The sequence below is a fragment of the Clostridioides sp. ES-W-0018-02 genome (assembly GCF_020658175.1).
Lineage (GTDB): Bacteria > Bacillota > Clostridia > Peptostreptococcales > Peptostreptococcaceae > Clostridioides.
Genome location: NZ_JACVVY010000020.1, coordinates 1 through 18,794 on the forward strand (window position 1 = coordinate 1; position 18,794 = coordinate 18,794).

The 18,794-nt window shown below is 25.6% G+C and carries 25 protein-coding genes and 1 pseudogene; 4 read left to right on the top strand and 22 right to left on the bottom strand.

The window, feature by feature from the left end; translation table 11 throughout:
* The 3 genes and pseudogenes from IC219_RS20310 to IC219_RS20320 form a co-directional block, all read left to right on the top strand.
* A partial coding sequence (locus IC219_RS20310; RefSeq protein WP_227853443.1) for a site-specific integrase occupies positions 1 to 809 on the top strand: 809 nt, incomplete at its 5' end.
* A gap of 273 nt (positions 810 to 1,082) precedes the next feature.
* A pseudogene (locus tag IC219_RS22105) lies at positions 1,083 to 1,205 on the top strand (HNH endonuclease); the annotation flags it as partial.
* A 210-nt stretch (positions 1,206 to 1,415) separates the two neighbouring features.
* Positions 1,416 to 1,772 carry a hypothetical protein gene (locus IC219_RS20320; protein ID WP_227832011.1) on the top strand — a complete coding sequence of 119 codons (357 nt, stop codon included), beginning with the start codon at positions 1,416 to 1,418 and terminating at the stop codon, positions 1,770 to 1,772.
* Between the two features lie 111 nt (positions 1,773 to 1,883).
* Here IC219_RS20320 and IC219_RS20325 read toward each other — a convergent pair whose 3' ends face one another.
* The 3 genes from IC219_RS20325 to IC219_RS21875 form a co-directional block, all read right to left on the bottom strand.
* On the bottom strand, positions 1,884 to 2,444 hold the full coding sequence (locus IC219_RS20325; protein WP_227832012.1) for an N-acetyltransferase: 561 nt from the start codon (positions 2,442 to 2,444) through the stop codon (positions 1,884 to 1,886).
* Between the two features lie 217 nt (positions 2,445 to 2,661).
* Positions 2,662 to 3,036 (bottom strand): BlaI/MecI/CopY family transcriptional regulator, encoded by a 375-nt coding sequence (locus IC219_RS20330; protein ID WP_227832013.1) that lies wholly within the window; start codon positions 3,034 to 3,036, stop codon positions 2,662 to 2,664.
* Positions 3,037 to 3,242: 206 nt separating this feature from the next.
* Positions 3,243 to 3,377, bottom strand: a complete 135-nt coding sequence (locus IC219_RS21875; protein WP_255613069.1) for a hypothetical protein — start codon at positions 3,375 to 3,377, stop codon at positions 3,243 to 3,245.
* Positions 3,378 to 3,546: 169 nt separating this feature from the next.
* Here IC219_RS21875 and IC219_RS20335 point away from each other — a divergent pair, with 169 nt between their 5' ends.
* Positions 3,547 to 4,587, top strand: a complete 1,041-nt coding sequence (locus IC219_RS20335) for a hypothetical protein (protein ID WP_227832014.1) — start codon at positions 3,547 to 3,549, stop codon at positions 4,585 to 4,587.
* Positions 4,588 to 4,754: 167 nt separating this feature from the next.
* On the opposite strand, the gene IC219_RS20340 is transcribed toward IC219_RS20335, so the two are convergent.
* From IC219_RS20340 to IC219_RS20430, 19 genes are all read right to left on the bottom strand, one after another.
* Positions 4,755 to 6,566 carry a hypothetical protein gene (locus IC219_RS20340; RefSeq protein ID WP_227832015.1) on the bottom strand — a complete coding sequence of 604 codons (1,812 nt, stop codon included), beginning with the start codon at positions 6,564 to 6,566 and terminating at the stop codon, positions 4,755 to 4,757.
* Between the two features lie 27 nt (positions 6,567 to 6,593).
* On the bottom strand, positions 6,594 to 7,706 hold the full coding sequence (locus IC219_RS20345; RefSeq protein WP_227853444.1) for a tyrosine-type recombinase/integrase: 1,113 nt from the start codon (positions 7,704 to 7,706) through the stop codon (positions 6,594 to 6,596).
* Positions 7,707 to 8,008: 302 nt separating this feature from the next.
* The gene (locus IC219_RS20350) at positions 8,009 to 8,767 is read right to left on the bottom strand and encodes a hypothetical protein (RefSeq protein WP_227831980.1); all 759 of its coding nucleotides are present in this window, start codon (positions 8,765 to 8,767) and stop codon (positions 8,009 to 8,011) included.
* A 173-nt stretch (positions 8,768 to 8,940) separates the two neighbouring features.
* On the bottom strand, positions 8,941 to 9,600 hold the full coding sequence (locus tag IC219_RS20355; protein WP_227831981.1) for a hypothetical protein: 660 nt from the start codon (positions 9,598 to 9,600) through the stop codon (positions 8,941 to 8,943).
* A gap of 8 nt (positions 9,601 to 9,608) precedes the next feature.
* The gene (gene dut / locus IC219_RS20360; RefSeq protein ID WP_227831982.1) at positions 9,609 to 10,064 is read right to left on the bottom strand and encodes a dUTP diphosphatase; all 456 of its coding nucleotides are present in this window, start codon (positions 10,062 to 10,064) and stop codon (positions 9,609 to 9,611) included.
* A gap of 213 nt (positions 10,065 to 10,277) precedes the next feature.
* Positions 10,278 to 10,433, bottom strand: a complete 156-nt coding sequence (locus IC219_RS20365; protein ID WP_227831983.1) for a hypothetical protein — start codon at positions 10,431 to 10,433, stop codon at positions 10,278 to 10,280.
* Positions 10,434 to 10,928, bottom strand: a complete 495-nt coding sequence (locus tag IC219_RS20370; protein ID WP_227831984.1) for a crossover junction endodeoxyribonuclease RuvC — start codon at positions 10,926 to 10,928, stop codon at positions 10,434 to 10,436.
* Positions 10,919 to 11,491 (bottom strand): guanylate kinase, encoded by a 573-nt coding sequence (locus IC219_RS20375; RefSeq protein ID WP_227831985.1) that lies wholly within the window; start codon positions 11,489 to 11,491, stop codon positions 10,919 to 10,921. The genes IC219_RS20370 and IC219_RS20375 overlap by 10 nt, the downstream gene beginning before the upstream one ends.
* A complete protein-coding gene (locus IC219_RS20380) occupies positions 11,491 to 11,874 on the bottom strand; it encodes a hypothetical protein (protein ID WP_227831986.1) in 384 nt (127 codons plus the stop codon). Before IC219_RS20380 ends, IC219_RS20375 begins: the two co-directional genes overlap by 1 nt.
* Before the next feature lie 34 nt (positions 11,875 to 11,908).
* Positions 11,909 to 12,751 (bottom strand): PD-(D/E)XK nuclease family protein, encoded by an 843-nt coding sequence (locus IC219_RS20385; protein ID WP_227853445.1) that lies wholly within the window; start codon positions 12,749 to 12,751, stop codon positions 11,909 to 11,911.
* Positions 12,752 to 12,824: 73 nt separating this feature from the next.
* Entirely contained in the window at positions 12,825 to 13,034 is a 210-nt protein-coding gene (locus IC219_RS20390; protein ID WP_227853446.1) for a hypothetical protein, read from the bottom strand.
* On the bottom strand, positions 13,035 to 13,301 hold the full coding sequence (locus IC219_RS20395) for a hypothetical protein (RefSeq protein WP_227853447.1): 267 nt from the start codon (positions 13,299 to 13,301) through the stop codon (positions 13,035 to 13,037).
* Positions 13,285 to 13,539, bottom strand: a complete 255-nt coding sequence (locus tag IC219_RS20400; RefSeq protein WP_227853448.1) for a hypothetical protein — start codon at positions 13,537 to 13,539, stop codon at positions 13,285 to 13,287. The genes IC219_RS20395 and IC219_RS20400 overlap by 17 nt, the downstream gene beginning before the upstream one ends.
* Positions 13,540 to 13,553: 14 nt before the next feature.
* A complete protein-coding gene (locus tag IC219_RS20405; protein WP_227853449.1) occupies positions 13,554 to 14,315 on the bottom strand; it encodes a phage regulatory protein/antirepressor Ant in 762 nt (253 codons plus the stop codon).
* Entirely contained in the window at positions 14,312 to 15,379 is a 1,068-nt protein-coding gene (locus tag IC219_RS20410) for a hypothetical protein (RefSeq protein ID WP_227853450.1), read from the bottom strand. The genes IC219_RS20405 and IC219_RS20410 overlap by 4 nt, the downstream gene beginning before the upstream one ends.
* A 9-nt stretch (positions 15,380 to 15,388) precedes the next feature.
* Entirely contained in the window at positions 15,389 to 16,963 is a 1,575-nt protein-coding gene (locus IC219_RS20415; RefSeq protein ID WP_227853451.1) for a DnaB-like helicase C-terminal domain-containing protein, read from the bottom strand.
* Positions 16,963 to 17,496 (bottom strand): hypothetical protein, encoded by a 534-nt coding sequence (locus tag IC219_RS20420; RefSeq protein ID WP_227853452.1) that lies wholly within the window; start codon positions 17,494 to 17,496, stop codon positions 16,963 to 16,965. The genes IC219_RS20415 and IC219_RS20420 overlap by 1 nt, the downstream gene beginning before the upstream one ends.
* 62 nt (positions 17,497 to 17,558) lie before the next feature.
* Positions 17,559 to 18,116 carry an ERF family protein gene (locus IC219_RS20425; RefSeq protein ID WP_227853453.1) on the bottom strand — a complete coding sequence of 186 codons (558 nt, stop codon included), beginning with the start codon at positions 18,114 to 18,116 and terminating at the stop codon, positions 17,559 to 17,561.
* A gap of 58 nt (positions 18,117 to 18,174) precedes the next feature.
* The coding region (locus IC219_RS20430) for a hypothetical protein (protein WP_227853454.1) at positions 18,175 to 18,794 on the bottom strand (620 nt) is incomplete at its 5' end.

The following is an 18,794-nucleotide window of genomic DNA, read 5'->3' on the forward strand; positions in this document are numbered from 1 at the left end:
TATATAAATGTGACTTATATACTTGGTCTAAATATCTGCATGATGAAATGGATGATTTATTAATCAAAGATTGTACTGAAGACGATATAATGGAATACATTTCATTTAGGATGGAGGACAATCATGTCAATAGAATCAAAGTAATATTCTCAGGAATTTCATCTCTATATGACCATCTTAGAAGGAAAAGAATCGTTACAGAGAATCCAGTATCTCTAATTGAAAGGCCTAAAAAGGGTTTACCTGTTGTAGAAAAACATTTCTTGAATATAGAACAGGCTAAAGAGCTGCAAGATAAATTGTCAAAACAAGATGATTTCCAATTAGAAGTTTATATAAACTTTGCTCTCTCAACCGCGGGTAGAGTTACGGCTACAAGTAATCTAAGATGGGATAACATAGACTTTGATAATAGAGTGTGTGAGGATATTAAAGAAAAGGGTGGGAAGATAGTAGATTTTTACTTTAGTGAGAAAGTAAAAGATTTATTATTAAGACTTAAAGAAGTTAGAGAAAAAGAAGATATAGTAAATGATTATGTTTTCTTAGTTAAATATGATAAAGAATATCATAAGGCTACGTCTAATGTATTAAGAAGCTGGGCTAAAAAAGCTGGTAAATTGATAGATATAGATAATTTAGCCCCCCATTCATTAAGAAGAAGTTTCGCAACTATAGCTAAAGCTAATAATCTACCACTTGAGGATATATCAACTATTTTGAACCACGAATCTACTGATACAACTAAAATATACATCAAAGAAGATAAAGGTAAAATCTCTAAGTCTAAAGATTTAGTAGGTTTATAAATAGATATAAAATTGAAAGGAAGTGATATTATGGCATGTAAAAAAGGTAAGAAAAAGAGATAGATAATAAGTCCTCTAGGAAAAACTCAATTAAGAGTAATCCTTAGAGGGCTTTATTTTTTAAATTTATACTATTCTTTAAAAGTTTATTTTCAGAATAGTACAGAAAAAGGAGGGCTATTTATTATAAATATACAAATAGATGAAAATGAAATTATAAAATTAAGAAAACAGTTTGCCAGTAAGAACTTTAGGTATAAAAATTATTCAAATATAAAAGATGAATGTTTTAATTGTGGAAACAAAGAAAATTTAACTCTTCATCATATAGTACCTATTTCTCTTGGTGGTACAAATAATATTTCTAATATAGCAAATCTATGTCCTATTTGCCATGAAAAAGCTCATTTAGGATATGATGACTTAAAAAATATTGGAATATTTAAAGCAATAAAAAACAATTCTCTTGGTAGAAAAAAACTAGTTGAATATAATCAGGATACAGAGAATATATTACATAGATACTTTAATTTAGAAATAGGTACAAAAGAAGCTAAATGCTTGTTAGGAATGTCTAGTAAAACTAAAAATACGTGGTATAATATATTGAACATATATAAGAAAAAATACTCTATTCCAAACAATTTCAAAAATAAAATAGATATATTAAATGCTCAAGAAAGTAAAAAGGAATGCAGTTATATAGAATATAATGATACTGTAGAACATATTCTTAAGGAGTACTTTAGTTCAAACATAGGTCTTAAGGAAGCTAGAAAAAGTATTGGTATTTCAGAAAAAACTAGTTCATCATGGAAACGTCTTGTTTCAATATACAAATCTAAATTTTTTATTCCAAATGATTTCAGCAATAAAGTAGACACTATTAATATTCAAGAAGAAAGGATAAAAACTACTCAATTAAATATATTAAGAAAAAAAGAAAAACAATTATCAAGTTAGGCTACCCATTTATTATGGATAGCCTTTATTTTTTTGTCTATACAACCGAAATTAATCTTATTTAGAATTTTATCCATATAAGCATTAATAATATTTATATTCCGTAAGAATCTATCTATTAAATTCCCAAATATAGGTTTTTAATTTTCCATTAGGAAGGGTATATGTTTTATATTTAAAACCTACCTTATTAAGTATTCTTTCTACTCTTTCTTTTTGCTTATTCTCTTCTCTTATAAGTGCCTGAAAACATAGTTCATCTTTGCCATATTCATCTAATAGCATTTTAATTGCATTATAAGCATACCCTTGTTCTTTATAATCATCAAATATAGCAATATCTATCTCATTTTTTTTGTTGAACGTGTATTTTTCATTGTCATATTCTTCTTTTTCTTCATTACCAAATATATTGTCTACAAAAATTCCATTTTTATATACATCATATCTTTCATGAACTATTATATCACCTATGTATGCATTATCATCATATATTTCATAACACTTTGAACAATTATTATTTCTAGGACTTGGATTACCATTATTTATATTCTCTAACTCTCTTCTATATTCTTCTTGGTTAATTATAAGTCCATAACTATCCTCGTATTTTTTTAAAAAATCTAAATGCTTCTTAGTAAACCTTGGATATTCATTTAAAATCAGTTCCATCTTTTAGTTCTCCTTAATAACGTTTTGTCGCAATTTTAAGAACGCTTTAATTTTATCATAAATTTTATATTTGTAAAAGACATATTCAAAATTTTGAAGTTCTATATGCCATTTTAAAGTCCTGTAAAATCATTCCTTTGTGTTTATACATTTGATTTTTTACTATATAAAGTATATATTGGATATAATTTATATTATTCCAGTAAATCTAAAATCTTTAATCTTCTTCCCAATTTTTTACCCACTCTTCTAATGAGGTTAACTTTTCATCTGTTAATTCTTCTTGAAACAATGACACTAAAAGACTTTTTATAGAATCGCACCCTAAGAGCTTATGTATATTTTGTGATATAAATTCAAAATACTTATCTTCTTTAATTGAAATTGTATAGTATGTACATTGACCTGTTTCTTGAACATATAAGAATCTTTTATTTGATAACTTAGACAAAACTTTTAATGTTGTTTTTTCTGACCAGCTATGTTTTTCTTTCATATAATTAATAACATCATATGATTTTACTTTTGTATTTAAACTCCAAATAAATTTCATTATAATTAATTCTGATTTTGACAACCTTCTTAAATACATAATTATCGCCCCAATTATTTGTTTATTTAACTAAATGTTACAACAATAATTTTATATAATCAAATCCAATTATTACCATATATTTAAAACAATAATAAGTAGTTATTTATAAAATTTTGTTTTAATATTTTCAATTTGTGGTATAATAAAAGCAAGGAAATATATTTTACTTAACTTTAAGTGATGTTTCCATTAACAATTAGATATTAATGTTTGTTTTTTTGGAACTTTATATAAAGTTCCCAACCACTCTTAGTTTTGCGGCTGCGAGTGGTTTTTAATTTATCGTAAATGTAACTAGCTATAACACCAACTACAATACTCATCATTAGATTTTCCATAACTTTTCACCTCCTTTTTTGGAAGAAAGGGAGGAAATCCTTATGGAAACACCACTCATAGCTTTTTCAAATATATATTCCTTGCTATGTTTATTATAGCATAAAGATTGGAAATATATAGGTGTAATAGTATAAAATAAATAAATTACTAAAGAAGGGAAAAAACAGTATGAAATTAAAAATGATAGATAACGCAATTGATTCACTTAAATTAGTTATGGAATATTTTTACGATTACAACATTAACAATAAAAGTAAGAAAGATAACACACGCTTAAAACTAACCATTATCTTTTTACATAATTCTATTGAATTGCTGCTTAAATCAATACTTATAAATAAGAATGAATTATTAATATATGAAAATTTACCTTCAAATAAACTAGATGAATACAATAAAATTAAAAATTCGTCTAATAAAACTTTATCTTTGGACGAGTTTTTAATAAAAAAAGAGGGAATTAAAACTATTAATTATACAAAATTGATAAATACTTATTGTAATACATTTAATGCTGATAAAAAAACTAAAATAGTACTTTTTAATTTAGGGAAACTAAGAAATTCAGTAACCCATTTTGGTATAGATAAGTCAGATGATTTTGAAGATATGTTAATCACTATTTACGAAAGTATAAATATAATTCTTTATGTTTTATATGAAAAATTAGTAGAAATTAATGATTACTTTGAATATAGCGATGTTATAGATATATTAGAACCACTTGTCGGAAACTGGGAAGAATCAATAATGTATTCTCATATAAATATATATGGAAATAAAATAACGAAGATAACAGATATCTTAAATGATATATTATTTTCACCAAAGTTTAACACTTTTTTAGAAACAAATGATATAACTTTTAAAACCAATAAAAAGGAACTTCTTAATCATGATATTTATATAAATTTCAAACATAATGATACTTCATTAAATATAACAAATTTTTATAATCCATTCCATAAATGTATCTTATTAGAAGATATTGAAGGCTGTATATATTTTGTTATAGATTGTGAAAAAGATTTATTTTATTGTTACAATGAAGATGTTGAATATAAAAGAGACCCAGAATTATATAAACAATGGGAAATTGATGAAAAGAAGAATAAGTGTAAAAAGAAGAAATTTACTAGAGAAAATTTTGAAGAAGAATTACAAAGCCTTTTAAATCATAACAACTTTTATCCTACATTTCACAAATAATGCTTTAATTTATAATACAACCTCACTCAAGTTATATAGTACAATGAGTTAGGTTGTATTATAAAAACAGATTTAAATTATGAAGCTATAAAATATGATGCTTTGTATGCCATTCTAAGGTCTTATAAAAACTTTCCCTTGTGTTTATACCTTTGGTTATTAAAATATTAAGATTTCATTAAACTATATATGGGATATAATTTAAATTCTTTCAATAATTCTTCATTCATGTCAGACATATTATTTCTAGCTTCTTCAAACTTTTCAATTAATATATTTACTGCACATTGAATGGCTATATCTTCCGGATTTTGATTTTTTATGTTAACCAATTCAATGATTTCATCAATATTTAAATCTCTAAGTCTTTTCATTATTTGAAGTTTATTAATTTTATTTATATTGAATGGTTCTGTATCTCCTATCCAGTCTAATAATTCTAATGCTTTGGTTAAGCATTTTTCATTGTGTACTTTATCATAACATCTAATTAATTCTAAAATATAGAGTATAACACAATTTATATATTCTATTGTCTTTTCATAGTTTTTAATATCAATATTAGCCTTATCTATGTCAAAATTAACACACTCCATATCTTCGCTTCTTAATAAAACATATGGACTATATTTCATATTTATTTTTTTTTGTTCAATAAGAATTTTACATTCATTATCAAAAACATTAAAGAAGTTTACATTATCTCCTGATGTTAACTTATATAATAGTATTTTTTTATTCCCTATATCTATCTTTGCAAATCTTAAATAATTATCTCCATTTAGTTTAAGATTTCTTTTCTTTTTGACAAATATGTTTATAAGTTCTTCCAAGGTATCATAATCTTCACTAGATATTACTTCCAATAGGAAATCTTCTTGTTTTAATTTAAGAATTTTAAATAATTTTTTTAAATTAGCAAAGAAGGAAATCTTTTTAGTTATTTGTTTCTCTTTTAAATCAAAATTATGTATTTTTGCTTTAATAGAAGTTCCACCTATTTTCATAGTTACATTCTTAAATTTTATTACATCTATTAACATTTTAAGAGTTTCTAAATAACTATCTATCGTTCCTGTAGGGTCGCTTAATTCAAATTTTTCATCCTTCAAATAAAGGTAAAGTGCTTCATTTATAATTATTTTATAGCCATTTTTATTAAAAATTAAGGTATATTTATTATTAGAATAAATTTTATTATTAATGATTATATCAACTATATCTGTACTATTTAATTCTTCAAATTTTAGATTATCTATACATGGTACTAAAATATCTGTATTGCTATTTTTTAATGTTTCTACTTGATAAGCATAAGCTCTTCTATCAAATAAATCATATTCATTATTTATATGTCCAATGTCAATCGAAAATTTTTTTGCTTTCTTATTTAATCTTATTTGTTTATCTACCAGATTTTTAGTTTGTTTATTTATATTCCTATAAAACGAATCAACTATCTTTTCAAAAGTATTTTCTCCATGTAGTAGTTCATACAATTCGACACTTTTAGTTAACTGATTATTGGGATTTTTCCTTTTCTTTCTTTTTATATTTTCTCTATCTATTTCATTTAGTATATCTTTTAAATCTAAAGGTAATAAATTCCTATAATATACTTTCAATTTATATACATCTATAATCTCAACAACAAATAATATGACTCCTTCATTATTGTAATAATTCCTTAAATCACTAACATCCATTGAAAATTTTATTTTTTTACCACTAAATTTCTTTACCTGAATTGCTTTAAGCTGTGTATTTATTTTTTTTAATAAATTTTCTTTTTTATTATTAGGAAGTACATCTTCATCAAGTTCAATTTTTTTGTATAAAAATAGTACTCCGTCCCATGACGGGGTTTTATCATTAGATTCAATCTCTGCTTCAATATTACCTGATATTACACAAAGTTTTTTAATTTCTGAAATTGACAAATCTTCTTTTGCTTTATTTGCAAGTAATCTACTACTCAAAAAAATCACCTCCTTTATATTATACCATTAATTAACTTTAAATAAATTTTCAGATATTCTATCGGAAGCTTCTTTATCCATCTCTTTAAGCACATGCGAATATACATTAAGTGTAGTATTAATATTTGAATGTCCTACCCTTTCAGATATAACTTTTATAGGTACTTTAGAATTTATAAGTAAAGTGACATGTGAATGTCTTAAGTCATGGAATCTGATATGTGGTAAATCATTATTCTCTAAAAACTTTCTAAATCTCTTACTCATAACATCTTCAGCAATAGGATTTCCTTTTCTATCGAAAAATAGTAAGTTATATTCATTTCTAATAATACTTCTTAATAATTTTTTATTCTGCTCTAATTTATATTCTTTTAGCAAGTCCATAAGCTCTATTGGTGCAAATATTTTTCTAATCGAACTTTCTGTCTTAGGTTCTTTAAGTATAACAGAACCATCTAATCTACTAGTTATTCTACTTATAGTTATCGTATTTTCTTCAAAATCTATATTCTCCCAAGTTAAACCTAAGACTTCTGAAAGTCTTAATCCTAAACCTGTAGCTAGGTTAATAGGCAGTTCTATATTAGTACCTTTGGCCAATTCTAATAATTTTAACATCTGCTCTTTATCATAAATATCATTTTTAAATTTTTTAATTCTAGGACTTTCTATTCCATCTATAATATTTTCTTTTATCAACTTAATTCTATAAGCTCTCTTTATTGCAAGTCTCAATACATTTATATGAACTTTTATTGTTTGAGGATTTAAATTACCAGCTAAATCATCTATGTAATTTTGTATATGAATATTTCTTAGCTCTTGTAGACGATATCTCCCAATAGAAGGATTAATATGATTTTTACAAATGGCCATATAACCATTGTATGTAGAAGCCGATACGTTATCTTTATACTTTTCAAGAAAATCTAATAAAAAATCAGATAGTGTTATTTCATTTGGAACAAGAAAACTATCTTTATATATACTATCCTTAACTTCAGCCAATCTTTTGTTAGCATCTCTTTTTTTATCAAATGTTCCCATATTCTTCTGTTTTCTCTTCCCTGATTCATCATCTCTAAATTCTAGGTACACTACATAATTTTTATTTCTTTTTCTTATAAAAGCGTTCATGGCCATCCCTCCTATCTAAATTTATATATTTATTATACCATATAGACAAGGCAAAAAATAGTCATTTTAGCTGACTTTCAACTGACATTTTTAAATATTTTAATTGTATAAATATTGAAATTACTTAATTTAATGATAATAAGGCATAGAATCAACTCTTCTATGCCTTACACTATTACTTTATTATTTTTTTATATTTTCCATTTTAAGCAATCATATTTCTGAACAGGATTAATTATAAGCGTTAACTTTTATAAAGCCTTAAAATGGAATTTAAAGAGTCATTTTTTTCAACAATTTACTTATTCATTTTTTCGCAGTTTCTTTCCTAATATTATATAAATAGTAACAAAAATAAGATATGGAATTGATATACCCAAAGCTATAAAATGCAAGTTAATACCCAAATATTGGAAAGAGATGCTTAAAAATAAAACAACTAGTAAAGCATAAATAATAATGCGATTTTCTTTTATCTTTTTTAAAACTAATTTAAAGCTGAAATTTTTAAAACTAAACCTGAAACTAAAGTCTATCCAAATGTGTTTACCTGCAATAAGAGATATTATTGTGAATATAATCATTTTTCCTTCTTCAGCATTTGTCTTGAGACAACTATAATATATTATACCTCCTAAAATAACACTTGCTTCTATAATCAATACTTTTTCTTCTTCTGTTAATAACGCATTCTCATAAGTATTAAATTTAGAGAAAAAATTATATATGTGTTTAATTAAATAACTAAAAATTATCAATAAAGAACACTGAAATATTCCCGAGTCTTTTATATAATTAAAATTATATGATTCTATATCTGGAATTAGAATTAAACATAATATTAACACGGTCAACCATGAAGTTATTACAATTAAAGCTAACATATTTAAAAACTTAGGAGCTAGTTCCAATCTATTATTAATTTTATCAGAAATTTTTTTAAAACAAACAAATATTATTTCCAATACAGCTATATTTTTTATTTCTGTCTTTAAGATTTTGATAATCATACATATTATCAAAATAGATGTAATTATAAATGGTATACAAAAATATTTCAAAATACACCCTCCTTTGATTTTTTATGAGTCTTCTATAATTACATTATATACGATTATATGTAAAAAATTGGATGTAAATATTCGACATAAGAAATGATATATATTATAAAAATATATTAACTTATGTCTTAAAATAAAAAAAGTCACCTAAATTAATAGATGACTTAATCATTTTATGCTACTTTTTCAATATATTTTTCATTAACAACATAAGTTTTAAACTTATGTACAACCATAATATCTTGCATATTCTCTAATGTCATTACAACTCTAACACATTTATTCCTAATTTCTTCTGGTAACTCTAAACTATCTGTCAAATTAACATAATCATCATATTTAAACATATTAGCACCTCCAAAATTAGTATTGAGGATATTATATCTCTTTATCTGATTTTCTTCAACAACAAATTTCTCTCCAGTCTCAATATCTTCTAAACAATATAATTTTTCACAAGTATAACCCTGATAATAGTTAATCTTTTCTATTAACTTACATGTCTTTTTGTTCAATTCATCGCATATCTTCTCTAATATCTCACAAGAATTATATAGATTACTTACCTCTTCACCAAATATACACCTGTGACAAGTTTTATCTTCACATTTAAATATAATGTCATTAACTTCTTTTAGTATTTTAATCTGTTTATCAAATTCAACATTTGAATGTGATAGATTGAGAGATTTTCTTGTTTCTTCTAACCACCAACATAATGTTTTTTCTGTTTTATTTGTAGTTATACTTTTATTCAATATACAATTATTACATTTTAGATTACAATTTCTATTAGATTTTAATACATCTATAACATCTTTAATAGTATACATATATTCTCCTATCTTATACCAGTGCTTCCAAATCCATCATTTCCTCTTTCAGAAATGGTCAATTCCTCTACAACTTTTAATATAGCTCTTGGGACTTGTTGGAATACTCCTTGAGCTAATTTGGTATGTTTAGGAATAACAATCTCAACATCCTCTTCATTATATGTAATTATTCCTATTTCACCTCTATACCCCGAATCTATCGTACCTAGTCTCACAGTCGGATATATAGCAAAATACAATTCCTTAAGGCCATTTAAACTTATACCACTTCTTGGTCTAATTTGCATTTCATATCCATATGGAATTTCCAATGCTATACCTGTAGGTATTGCCACTGCTGATTTAGCTGGAATAACTGTATCTTTTAGTGTATATAAATCTATCCCACTATCGCCTTCTTTTGCATAAGATGGTACTATTGCATCTTGACTTAATTTCTTTATTTTAACATTTATACTCATTAATTTAATCTCCCTTTTTTATAAAATCTTATTTAGAGCATAAGCATATCTTAGTGTAAAACAGTACTCTTCCACACCCTTACCTCCAAATGTGTTGATTTTGCTATAATGTATCTCAATATTAGCACTTCTATATAATCTTTTTTAAGGCCTCATTTTTAAAACCCTATATTTATAGGCTAAAAAGAGCAAAATTTTTGATTTTAGCACTTTTTATTTTTCAAAAGTGCTTAACCAATTTATCATCAAATTCCCCATTCTTGATGAAGGTATGTAAATATATCTTTTATCTAAGCTTTCATTCATTGTTTGTATTGCCCAACTTGTTTTACCTGTTCCACACATACTATCAACTATAGTTACACTCATTTATTTAGCATCACCAACCTTATTCAAATATGCTATTCCAAGAGCTATAGCATCATATATATCACTTGTTTTAGCCTTACAAGCCCTATCAATGTACTCTCCAATATCAATAATATTTTCTCTTACATATGCAGCCACTTCTTCTTTTTTAGCTTTACCGCTATTCATAAGATATTTTCTAATAGAGACTGGATACATATATTCAATCTCTATATTATTTAATTTTACAGTTCTCATTATTGCACCTAAGAGTTTTCTTAAACTAAGAATTGTTTTAGAATTTCTGGAAGTGAATTGGTCTTCAACTAAAACTATTTGAATATTATAAGTTATAATTAACTCTTGAATAGTATTACAGATATAGCACATTCGCTCATCTTCAGACTTGAATTTATCCTTTTTGGTTGTTATTTTTTCATATTTTAATATTTCTTTATTTCTATTTATGACTGCCCATCCAGTACTGGACATTGATACATCTAAAGCTAAGACCATTGAATCCCCTCTTTCATATGTATTTTAACCTGTTCTATAGCATTAGTTAAGTCTGAATTATTTGGTATTACAATATAAATTTCGTTATTTAGAAAATCATTAAATTTAAGCTTATCATCTGCTAATCTTCTCTCAATTTCTTTAGGATTATCACCTCTATCCATAAGTCTTTTCCTTAATGTATCTTCATCTGTATTTATAAAAAATGGTACTAATTTAGTTTTTGTTCCCATAAAATATTTTTCTAATGACTTATATCCACTTGCATCCACTATAGCTAAAGCATATTTTTTATTTTCTAATTCAGATTTATGTATTCCGTATAGCCAAATGCTTCCATCATGGACTATATATTTTCTCATTTCTATAAAGTTATTTTTTTCTTTCTTAAAGAAGTTATTATCTACAAAATGATAGGATTTATTGATTATTTCTGATTGGCCACGAGGAGGTCTTGTTGTATGTGATGTTAGAATTGGAATATTGAATTGCTTTGAAATTTCACTTACTATACTATCTTTACCAGAACCTGAGTAGCCTAAAAATATAAATATTTTATTCATTACATTCCTCTTAATTCTATAGATTCTAGTTTATCAGGAGGGATTGAAGGATAAGTGATTGGATTACAATTCACCTTTTTTTTACATTCAAATATTTCTGGATTATCTGTAACAACTTGATAAAGTCCTTTAGCCAATACATCTACCAAATATTCTTCATCTTCACTCTCTATACATCTATCATTAAAAATGCAATGGAATAATTCATGTAAAAATGTGATTTTCTTCACTCTTTGTGATTGTAAACTACTAGATAATTTAATTACTTCATTTCCATAATCTGCTGACCCATAACATAATTGATTATTTATTAAAATAGGTTCTTCTGTCTCTTCTATTTTATAGGATAAACCTCCTACTTTTACTTGCTTTGGTATATTCATTTAAACACTCTCCAATCTTATTAAAATTCACATTTTATTGTGATTTAGATTTTCTAAAACCCTTATTTTCTTTATGTTTGCAACCTCTTCCGTAATGAGAGCATAGAGTTTTACAAAAAAACTGATTACTTTTGTCATCACTTTTGCACCAAACGCTATCATCGTTGAAATCTAGCTGATTTATTTGATTTACTGTGTCTGTGACAAAGTCAATTAATTGTTGCTCTAGTCTTTTAGTATATTTAATTTTTACTATAGCTCTTTCATATTCATTTAAGTCATTAATCTTATTTCTTTCAATTAATGTCCCATTAGCATTTTTCATATATTTACACATATCGAATGCTACATATTCAATTATTTTATCTGGATATTTCTCTTTAAGATACATTGCATATAGGATGAGCTGCATTGATTTCTTTGGTAAGTCTTTTTTAGAAAATTTGCTACTTGATTTGTAATCTATAACATAGATTTTATTACCTATTATATAATATAAATCTATATATCCTCTCATTGTAATTCCATTAATATTAAACTCAAAATATTCTTCTATGTAGCATTTATCACCCTCAATTGGTATAAAATTTTCTATGTAATGTAAGATACATTCTAAATAATTAATTCTTGAATTTAGTGTAGGAAAATTGTAATTCATCAGATTTGCATATTCTATAACTTCATTATATTTTTGAATAGCTTCTTGATTTGTTATTTCTCTTTGTTGTAATTGTTCTAGTAAACTATGTAATTCATTACCATAATAACCATAACAATTTTGTTCTCGATTTAAATTTTTAATATATGTAAGATAATACTGAAATGGACATGTGTGAAATGCACTTAATTTACTAAAACTATATAATTCTTTTTCCATTTACTCCCTCCTTTCAAAAAAATAGAGAGCTAAAATTAATAGCTCTCAACCCTCAGTTCCTAAAAAATATATACTAAATAATATTCTCTAGGATGCTATTAACTCCTCTAAATCGTTTATTAAATTCTATTTCAGTATAATAAGATGTCTTTCCTGATGTATCTTTTACCGCAAATATTTTGCCATATTCAGATATGCTTATTTCATTTAACATGTATTCATTATCTAAAGTTATTGGCATGTCATTTAATTCTATCTTACTTATATAATCTCTTAATTCCAATTAATTCACCTCATCTTCTATTTCCTTTACAGTATCATTCAATCTCTCTATGAGTTTTTCTATCATATCAAACCCAGCTAACATCATAGAGAAGAATATTCCTATAGAGGTTATGATATCCAATATGTATTCAGTTATACATGATGGACTAGAATAGAATCCTATATTTGTATTTCTTCCAAAATACAAACTATATCCAAAGTTAAAAATCAAGAGAAATATCATCAAATATAATGCTCTATACTTACTATTAATTATCTTTTTCATTTTCATCATCCACCTTTTCTATATCTATTAATTCCCAAGAATAAACCATTCTTTCAGATGCTTTATATCTCTCACTTGTATCTAATTTAATAAATAATTCTTTTGCTTCTTTAATTTTACCTTTACAAGTTTGTTCTTTTATATCTTCATCTAATTTGTATTTTATTTCTACTAAATCACCTGTATGTAAAACCAAACCATTTTTTAATAATACTTCTTCCCTAACTTCTTGTATCATATAATCATCTCCTATTATGCTAATGCAAGTAATTTATCTCTTAATTTATTTTCTAACCACTTCATTCCTTTACCAGTTATTCTAGGAGTTATAACCAACTTGTTTCCAGTTTCATTTAGTTCTACTAATAAATAATCTCTGTCTATGTATGTTTGATAAGGCTCATTATTTGATTGAAGTATTTTTAGATTTCTTAGATTTTCCATTAATTTATTTCTACCATATGGAAGTTTCAATAATTTAGAAGCTTGTGATATGCTATAGACTTTTCTTCCATCTGTTCTAATCCTATTTGCAAATTGAACATCTGGTTTTTGCTCTTCAATTGTTTCTATAAGAGGTGCAGTTACAACTTCTTCAAAAGTTTTTATTGCTATTGCCTGCTCTATATCTGACTTAGAATTTACTATATCTAATATGCCTTTATCTCTTGGTGATAACTCAAGTTTTTGTTCTTTTATAATCCTTTCCATTTCTTCAAATCGTTCCATATACTTCACTGTAAAAAGCACACCTTTTTCTCCAGTTGTCTTATGTGCTAGAAATTCACAACCTTTTTTTGAGACTAAATATTCTTTATTTTCCTTACCACTGCTATCTTTATAAAAACTTTTTACCCAATAATCACTCAACACAAAATTGTGGTCAGTTAATATTTTACTATTATTATCTATTTTTCTTAATAAAGCATCATGTCTTGTTTCCATCATCTTAGCAACTTCTAGGCTACTTATTCTAACTATTTCATCTACTACCTGTCTTGCAACTTCACTCATTCAATCACTCCTTCAAATTGTATTATGTTTATTCTATTTTTTAATAATTTTTCAAACACTTTCTTACCTTTATCACTAGGACTATCTTTATAATCCAATAGATTATCTTCATCCCAAATTACACTTATTTTCATCACATCACTAATATCTTGAACCAACTTATATATCTTAGCTCTCCATGCAATATATTCTTCATCTCCTTTAATTTTAAATTGCCTATCAAAAGCTATGATTAATTCTTCAATACCTAAATCTATTAACATCTTTTTTTGCTCTCTACTAAAATTACTTCCACATATAGCTACAGAAGGATTATTTTTATAAATAGCGGCCATTTGCAAGACTGATTTTTCACCTTCAAAGACTATTACTTTTTTAGCTTGTTTAATAGCTTGTTTGTTTATATTTAGCCCATATAAGTTAAGACTAAGTCTGTGATTATAGCACTTGTTGTCATACCATAATGGAATATATTTACCAAAATTTTTAGCTTTATCTTCATCTAAGTTTCTAACTCTAATACCAATTGGTCTATCTTTGTCATGCCAACAGAAGTGAGGAATTATTATTTGATTTTCATATGGATTATAATGTATTTGATATGTTTTAAGAACTTCAAAAGATATGTTTTCATTTTTCCATTCTTTGATTGGGATTTGTTGAAAAGTTTTATATACATATGGCTTTTTAGGGGTAGGAAGTAATTCTATTTGTATATCTTTAATATCATCCATTTTATTTACTTTTTTCTTTATTCTAAATCCTTTTCTTAACATTGGTTGACTTGAAATATCAAAGAAATTTTTTATTTCATTAATAGCATCTTTAAATTCATATTTATTTATATGTATTAATAAATCTATTAAGCTACCTATATGGCCACAAGAACTATAGCAATGAAATGTTTTGCTTTCTGTATAATAAAATAATTTATATGAATCACCATTATGACATAAATGAGTATTAAATATTAATTGTCTATTATTACTTTTAGGAGATAAGTCCGAACCTAAATATTCCATAAAACTTATAATCTGTTTATTAGTCAAATCCTTTATTTCCATAGTCATCACCTAGTATGACAATTGTCCTCTATAGACTTTCTCGCACCTTCCTATTTCTTCAAACCTTCCAGTCTTACCATAAAACCTTAGGAGAATTACATCTCCATCTTGACCTCTTCTTGACTTGTTTAAAAATAATAATCTGTATTCTTTTTGCAAATCCTTTACATCGAATTGGATATATTCTCTTTCAGTAGTCTTTTTTAGCTTATTATACTTTAGTCTATATGGTTTTAAAAAGAATTTTTTATTATTTGAATCTAATTCTAAATCATTAACTACTTTTCTCATAAGCATTAATAATCCACACACATTCTTTACTGCTTTAGCTTCTGCTAAATCTGAAGCTGATAAGTAAGAACTTTTATTCTCTTGAGCTGTTACTAATTGCATAGATAGAAGTGTTACTACATTGTATTTATTTCCAAAGTTGTCTAGTAACTTAGAGTTTTCTATTAGCCTTCCTGTATAATTTGCATCTGATGAATTTTCTGATTTGAATGTATCGACTGCTATTACAGTAAATCCTTCATGTGCCACAAGCTCTTTACTTTTTCTTAATATTTCAGATATCTCAAACTCTTCCATATATATAAATTTCAGACTTTCTTCAAATCCTCTTTCTTTTAAGAACATTTCTATCTTTTCCATAAGCTCTTCTTCAAACTCTGTGAAGTCTCCATTGTCAATTTTATTTCTATCTAAATCATGATAATTAAATATGTTATATGCTATAAATGATACTAACATACTTTTAAAATATTGAGACTTTTGTTCATTAGCAAATATAACTACTTTTTCACCTTGATATATCATAGCTAATATATAATTAAAGAACAATAATGTAGTTTTTCCTATTCCTGAGAATCCAGATATTATATTTATTCCGCCACCTTTGCCAAGTCCATTAGTTCTATTTGATAATACTGGTAAACCATATATATACTTAGATTCTTCATTCTCATTTAATCCTATTTCATTTTCATTATATTCAAAGATAATATTATAAGGTGTTCCTGCTTCAGTTTTTTGTTTTAACTTTTCTCTATCCTCTTTAGTAAGTAAAAGATTTTCGACCTTCATATTATTCTTTATGGAATTTACACTGCATGAAGATATTAACCCTTCATAAAATTCTTCAACTTCTCTACAATTTATAGATTGGAATAATTCAAATGGAATAAATTTCTCTCCTTTATGACCCATTTCTTTTACTATATTAAAACCTCTTTCATCTAAGGCGATTAATAGATTATTTTTAGCTAAATCATCAATATATGCTGATATATTGGATTCTTTTCCATATTCCATAGCAGATGATAAGCTATTCCAACCACCATATTTTTCATATTCAGATTTAAGTTTATTTGAAGATACAAATTTAGCTACACTTGCTTCATCGAGTTCACTATGGGTTTTAGACATTGTTCTTCCTAATGAGAAAAAGAATTTTACTTTATCTATTATGAAGTCATTTTCACTAATTTTATATTCACTAAAAAGAGTTAATGATTTTAGCATTGTTCCTAAAACTAAAGTCTCTATAATCCCTCTATCCTTTGTTATTTTTTCATATGCACTCATTAATTCACCTCTTTAATTTTTTCAAATAAACTTTTTCTTTTATTAGTTTTTATTTTATTAAGAGTAACTAATGTATAACCCTCATCCAATTCCTCATAATTATTTTTGTCTTCTATTTTTTCTTTAATACTTTTATTTCTAATTGTTATATCTCTAATACAACCTTTTAATATAGTAAATACATAGCATAATTTAGGATATTCTTCTTCTATATCTTTTCTGTAGTTAAGTAATTCTATAATTTCATCTTTTTTTTCAAGCATACAGTCATATAATTCTTCTCTTGTATAACCACTTTTTATTATCTCTTGTAACATCTTATTTTTTTGATTACTTATAACTGTATAGCCCATAATATAATCTATACCAAGTTGACATTGTTTCCAGAAATATATGTCCTGCTGCTCTTTTCTATATTCCCGTTCATTACAGTAATACCTATTCTGCTTATTCCCTCCAGATGTAATATGTTCTACTTTATAAGCATCTTTTGTATCTAATTTTTTCTTACAAACCTTACACTTACAATTCAAGTTTTCCCCTCCTTATGCTATGTATTTATTACTACCTCATTTAAGAGGTAGCATTTTTTTACTTACACTCTGCTTTTCTTAACTGTTGTATTTTCTTCATCTGACTTGCTTTTTGATTTGTTTGTTAGAGAATTACCATCATCGTCTTCCTCGAATGATAATGCTAATACTGATTGAACTGCGTATCTTCTTAAGTAAGTTTCTAATGCCCCTCTAGCTTGTATATCATTAGTCTTAGCTGGTTTAAATGGTGCAGAATTTGACTCTATGTATTCACCTGATGAGTGTTTAAGTTTAGTTTTTATATATACTTTATCATTACCTGCATCTTCTGCTGATTGCATTAGTATTAAATCATGTTTTGCTAATAATGGATTTACTGCTTTAAGAATTGTATCCAGATTTGCATACTTAGACCTAAAAAATGGATTGGTATTGTCTTTTGGAATTGACTCTATATCTAAATGAAAGGCTATTAATGCTTTTATTATCTCAATTTGGCTATCACTCTCTTTTAATCCTTCTATCCTATCTATATGTAAACTTTGTGCTAATTTCTTTATTTCTGCACTTACTACTTTTTTAACATCATCCATAATTATAGTTTCTTTATTTTCCATTTAATCTCTCCTTTTAAATAAATTATTTAATATTTATCACAATTATATTTATTAAATATTAAAAAGGTACATCATCATCACTTACTTCAACTGTCTTACCATTTTTATCAATATCTCTTTGTTTTTCTTTTTCATCCTTTTCTTTTATTTTTTCTCTCATTGCTTCTATATTTTTATCTGTAAATGGATAATTTTTATCACTTAATATTTCATCTCCTTTTTTCAAAGGTTCGTCTCCACCTTCTATTTCTAAAAATGTAAAAGCACTTTTTTTGATTCTTGAACCAAACCCTGCTGATTTACTAGTAATTATAGATTTTACTGTACCTTCAAGAAGACCAACATCTCCCACCTTATATAAACTTTTAAATCCTTCTATCATATCTTTGTTATGTATTCTAAATGTCATATTACAACCTTGCTTACCATATTTATTAATTAGACCCTTAATCTCTAAATATTTACCTAAGTCATCTTCTTTTTCTTCTATATTTTCAATTAATGTATATGCTCTCCAAACTTGACTTGCCTTTATTGCTTTTACTACTTCACCCTTGTCATCAATTGGATTACCTTTGTCATCATATTTTTCTCTATTGCAAAAAGTTCCTGATATCTGGAATCGCTCTTTCTTTTCACCATCTTTATAATATAAGCTATTGTCTAATGAACAAACAC